The sequence below is a fragment of the uncultured Thiohalocapsa sp. genome (genome assembly GCF_913063425.1).
Classification (GTDB): Bacteria; Pseudomonadota; Gammaproteobacteria; order Chromatiales; family Chromatiaceae; genus Thiohalocapsa.
Genome location: NZ_CAJXYK010000106.1, coordinates 1 through 4060 on the forward strand (window position 1 = coordinate 1; position 4060 = coordinate 4060).

Below are 4060 nucleotides of genomic sequence, written 5' to 3' on the forward strand. Positions count from 1 at the left end.
CCACCACCCACCTCCTCCTCATCTCCAACCAGGCCACCCCCAATCTGACCCCGGCGCTGGACCCGGACCTGCGCCCGGCACGGGTGCTGCTGTTGGTGAGCCCGAGCATGGCGCGGCAGGCGGCGTGGCTGGAATCCGTCCTGGCGGTGCGCGGGCTCGCGGTGCAGCGCTGGCCCATCGACGACGCCTGGGACCTGGAGCACATCCAGTTCCGGTTGCTGGAGCTGCTGGAGGCCGAGCGCGCGGCGGTGGACGCGGGCGCCCTGGTGCTCAACGCCACCGGCGGCACCAAGCCCATGGCCATCGCCGCACTGGACGTGTTCCGGGCCTACGGACTGCCGGTGTTCTACGTGCATCCGGAGGCGGACCGGCTCATCTGGCTGCACCCGGCGGACCGGCCCAACCGGGCGCTGGCCAACCGGGCCGGGCTGGATGACTTTCTGGCCGCCCACGGCGCGCAGGTGGAGGGGCGCGAGGATGCGGCGGTGCCGGAGCGCCACCGCGCGCTGACGGACTGGCTGGTGGCGGAGAACGCCCGCATCGGGCGTCCACTCGGCACCCTCAACTGGCTCGCCAACGCTGCGGCCGGCAGCCTGCGCTCGCCGCCGCTGGACGCCGCCCAGCTGCGCAATGCCGAGCTTGGCGCACTGGTGCGACGCTTTGCAGACGCCGGGCTGCTGTCCATCCACCGCGACCGGCTCGTGTTCCCGGACGAGGCGGCGCGGTTCTACGTCAACGGCGGCTGGCTGGAAGGCCACGTCTACGCCTGCCTGCGCGACCTGCGCACGGCGCTCAACGCCGCCGCCGGGCGCGACGCCCGCCGCATCCAGGACCTCACCCGCGGCCTGCGCATCCAGCGCGAGACGCGCCGCGGCGACCAGGTGCCGAACGAGATCGACGTCGCCTGCCTCGCCGAGAACCGCCTCTACCTGGTGGAATGCAAGACCCGCCGCTGGGGCGACGGCGAGGCCTTCGGCCCCGCGGCCAACGCCCTCTACCGCCTGGACACGCTCGCCGACCTGCTGGGCGGCCTCCAGGCCAAGGCCCTGCTGGTGAGCTACCGCGAGCTGCCCGCCCACGTGCTGCGCCGGGCCGCAGACCTGGGCATCCACATCTGCGCCGGCCGCCGGCTCCCGGAGCTCCCCGCACTGCTGCGCAACTGGATCGGCACCAACTGATCCCCTCGGGGCACCACCCCCCACCCAGCGCCCCCCAGGGGCCGCCGATCCCCACTCGGCGACACCCCCCTGGGGACGCCGAGTTCCACTCGGCGACACCCCCCTGGGGACGCCGAGTTCCACTCGGCGAAGCCCCCCTGGGGACGCCGAGTTCCACTCGGCGAAGCCCCTCCCGGAGCCGCCGAGCCCCACCCGGCGAAGCCCCGCCCTGGGGACGCCGAGTTCCACTCGGCGAAGCCCCTCCCGGAGCCGCCGAGCCCCACCCGGCGAAGCCCTCCCCTGGGGACGCCGAGTTCCACTCGGCAAAGCCCCCCCAGGGCCGCCGATCCCCACTCGGCAAAGCCCCCAGTGAACCCCACCCCCCAACCCACCAACGCCCCCCACCCACAACCACCCCATTCCGCAACCTTGCAATCCCAGCACCCACCCCCGCCGGCCCCTAAGCTGCCGGCATGACTCAGCGCAAGCTCCACATCGCCGCCTACGACGTCGCCGACGACGGCCGGCTGCGTGACGCCCTGAAGCTGCTCAAGGGCTACGCCAGCGGGCGGCAGAAATCCGTCTTCGAGTGCTTCCTCACCGACGCCGAGCGCGCCGCGCTGCTCACCGGCGTGCGCGCAGTGCTTGACCCCATCGAAGACCGCTTCGCGCTGCTGCGGGTGGAGCCGCGCGGCAAATGCCGCGTCCTCGGCCGCGCCGAGCCGCCCGCGGACCCGCCCTGGTTCTACGTGGGATGACCACCATGACAACGCTCTATCTGGACCGCCGCGACCTCGCCCTCAAGCTGGAGGGCAATGCCCTTGCCATCTACGCCGGCGACGCGCGCCGCGGCACCGTGCCCCTGCACCTGCTCGAGCGCGTCGTCATGCACAGCGCGGTGACGCTCCACAGCAGCCTGCTCGCGCGCCTGGCGGATGCCGGGGTCGGCATCCTCGCCTTTGGCGGGCGCTCAGCGGCCAAGACCGCCATCGTCCAGGGCAAAGGCCACAACGACGGCGCCCGGCGCGTCGGCCAATACCGGCGCTACGACGACCCCGGCTGGTGCCGCGCCTGGGCGCGCCGGCTGGTGCGCGGCAAGCTCGTGCGCCAAGAGCGCCTGCTGCGCAACGCGCAGACAGCGCGGGCAGACCTGCGCCACCCGCTGCGCAAGGCCCGGGAACGCCTCGCCGCCGCCCGCAGCCGCCTGCGCGCCGAGCCCGACCTCGGCGTGGACGCCCTGCGCGGCATCGAGGGCGCCGCCGCCGCGGCCTACTTCGGCGCCTACACCCGGCTCTTCGCCCCCGCCCTGGACTTCACCGCGCGCAACCGCCGCCCGCCGCGGGACCCGGTGAACGCCGCGCTGTCCCTGGGCTACACCCTGCTGCACTACGACGCGGTGCGCGCCTGCCATGTCGCCGGGCTGGACCCGATCATCGGCTTCTACCACCGGCTCGACTTCGCCCGCGAGTCACTGGCATCCGACCTCATCGAGCCGCTGCGCCCCGCCGTGGATGCCTGGGTGTGGGCGCAGTTCCGCGAGCGCGGCCTGCGCGCCGAGCACTTCGAGCACAGCAACGGCGCCTGCCTGCTCGGCAAAACCGGGCGCGCACGCTTCTACGCCGCCTGGGAGCGCTTCGCCCGGCCCCGCCGCCGGCTGCTGCGGCGCTTCGCACAGCACCTGGCCGCAGAGCTGGCCCGCGCCGCGCCGCCGCCCGAGCCCAGCAAGACACACCGGCAGGAGACAGGCGCATGATCGTCTACACCACCGCCACCAGAGAGGCCGCACCCGCGCGGCCCGATGCCGACGCCCGGCCGCTCTACCTCGCGCCCGCCGCCGACACCCGTGTGCTGCTCGACGGGCCCGCCCTGAGCGTACAGCAGTCGGCGCGCGCCGAGCGGCTGTTTCCGCTGCAGCGCGTCTCGCGCATCTACACCGCCACCAGCGTCACCTGGAGCACAGAGGCCCTGCTTGCCTGTGCCGAGCGCGGCATCGGTGTCGTCTTCGTGGACCAGGACGGCGACGTCACCGCCCGCCTGCTCGGGCGCCCCGGTGCCCGCGACGAGCTGCTGCACCGCTTCTCGGAATTCATGCTGTTGCCCCAGGCCCCGGACCGCTACGCCCATTGGCTGCTCGGCATGCGCCGTCGCCTGGCCTACTGGGCCTGCATGCAGCTCGAAGCGCCGGAGACTGTCCGCGACCCGCGCCGCGCCCGGCAGTGGCTGGAGCACCGTGCAGCGGGCTTTGCGCATCGTCGCGGCGCCGAGCGCACCCGGCAATGGCTGCGCGCCCTGGCGCACCAGCGCACCGAGGCCCACCTCATGGACCTGGGCTTCGGCGCCGCCACCGAGCTGGGCCAGAGTGGCGAGCCCAGCCTGGCGCACGACCTGGCCGAGCTGCTCACCTGGTATCTGCAGCCCGCCCGCATCCGCTGGCTCCGCCACCGGCACCGCACCGCCCGCCTGCACAACGAGCCCGTGCGCCCACCACGCCACGCCGATACCGTGAGCCTGTTCGAATCCCCCCGCGTGCGTGTCGGCAAGCGCCTGCGGGACCTGAGCGGCAGCCTCCACCGCTGGCTCATTCAGCAGACCTGACGGCAGCACCGAGGACCCACCATGGCCATCCACCAGCCCCGGTTGCACCTGCTCAGCTACGACATCGCCGACCCGCAGCGGCTCGCCCGCGTGCACCGCACCGTCCGCGCCTATGGCCTACCCCTGCAATACTCCGTATTCATCATCCCCGGCACCAACCCCACCGTCGACACCCTCCTCGCCGAGCTGACCGACATCATCGAGCCCACCGAGGACGACATCCGCGTCTACCCCCTGCCCAAGCAGCCCGACATCGAGCACTTCGGCCGCCAATGGCTCGCCGACGGCGTCAGCCTCCTCGGCACCGA

At 73.4% G+C, this 4060-nt stretch carries 5 protein-coding genes; all 5 read left to right on the forward strand.

Going from position 1 to position 4060, the window contains the following annotated elements:
* On the forward strand, positions 1-1178 hold a 1178-nt coding region (locus QZ607_RS25610), incomplete at its 5' end, for a DUF1887 family CARF protein (protein WP_295889062.1).
* 452 nt (positions 1179-1630) lie between these two features.
* The gene (gene cas2, locus QZ607_RS25615) at positions 1631-1915 is read left to right on the forward strand and encodes a CRISPR-associated endonuclease Cas2 (RefSeq protein ID WP_295889063.1); all 285 of its coding nucleotides are present in this window, start codon (positions 1631-1633) and stop codon (positions 1913-1915) included.
* A 5-nt stretch (positions 1916-1920) separates the two neighbouring features.
* The gene (cas1, locus tag QZ607_RS25620) at positions 1921-2910 is read left to right on the forward strand and encodes a CRISPR-associated endonuclease Cas1 (RefSeq protein WP_295889066.1); all 990 of its coding nucleotides are present in this window, start codon (positions 1921-1923) and stop codon (positions 2908-2910) included.
* On the forward strand, positions 2907-3752 hold the full coding sequence (locus QZ607_RS25625) for a CRISPR-associated endonuclease Cas1 (RefSeq protein WP_295889069.1): 846 nt from the start codon (positions 2907-2909) through the stop codon (positions 3750-3752). Before cas1 ends, QZ607_RS25625 begins: the two co-directional genes overlap by 4 nt.
* 21 nt (positions 3753-3773) lie before the next feature.
* Positions 3774-4060, forward strand: a 287-nt coding sequence (cas2, locus tag QZ607_RS25630; protein WP_295889072.1) for a CRISPR-associated endonuclease Cas2, incomplete at its 3' end; no start/stop codon positions are given.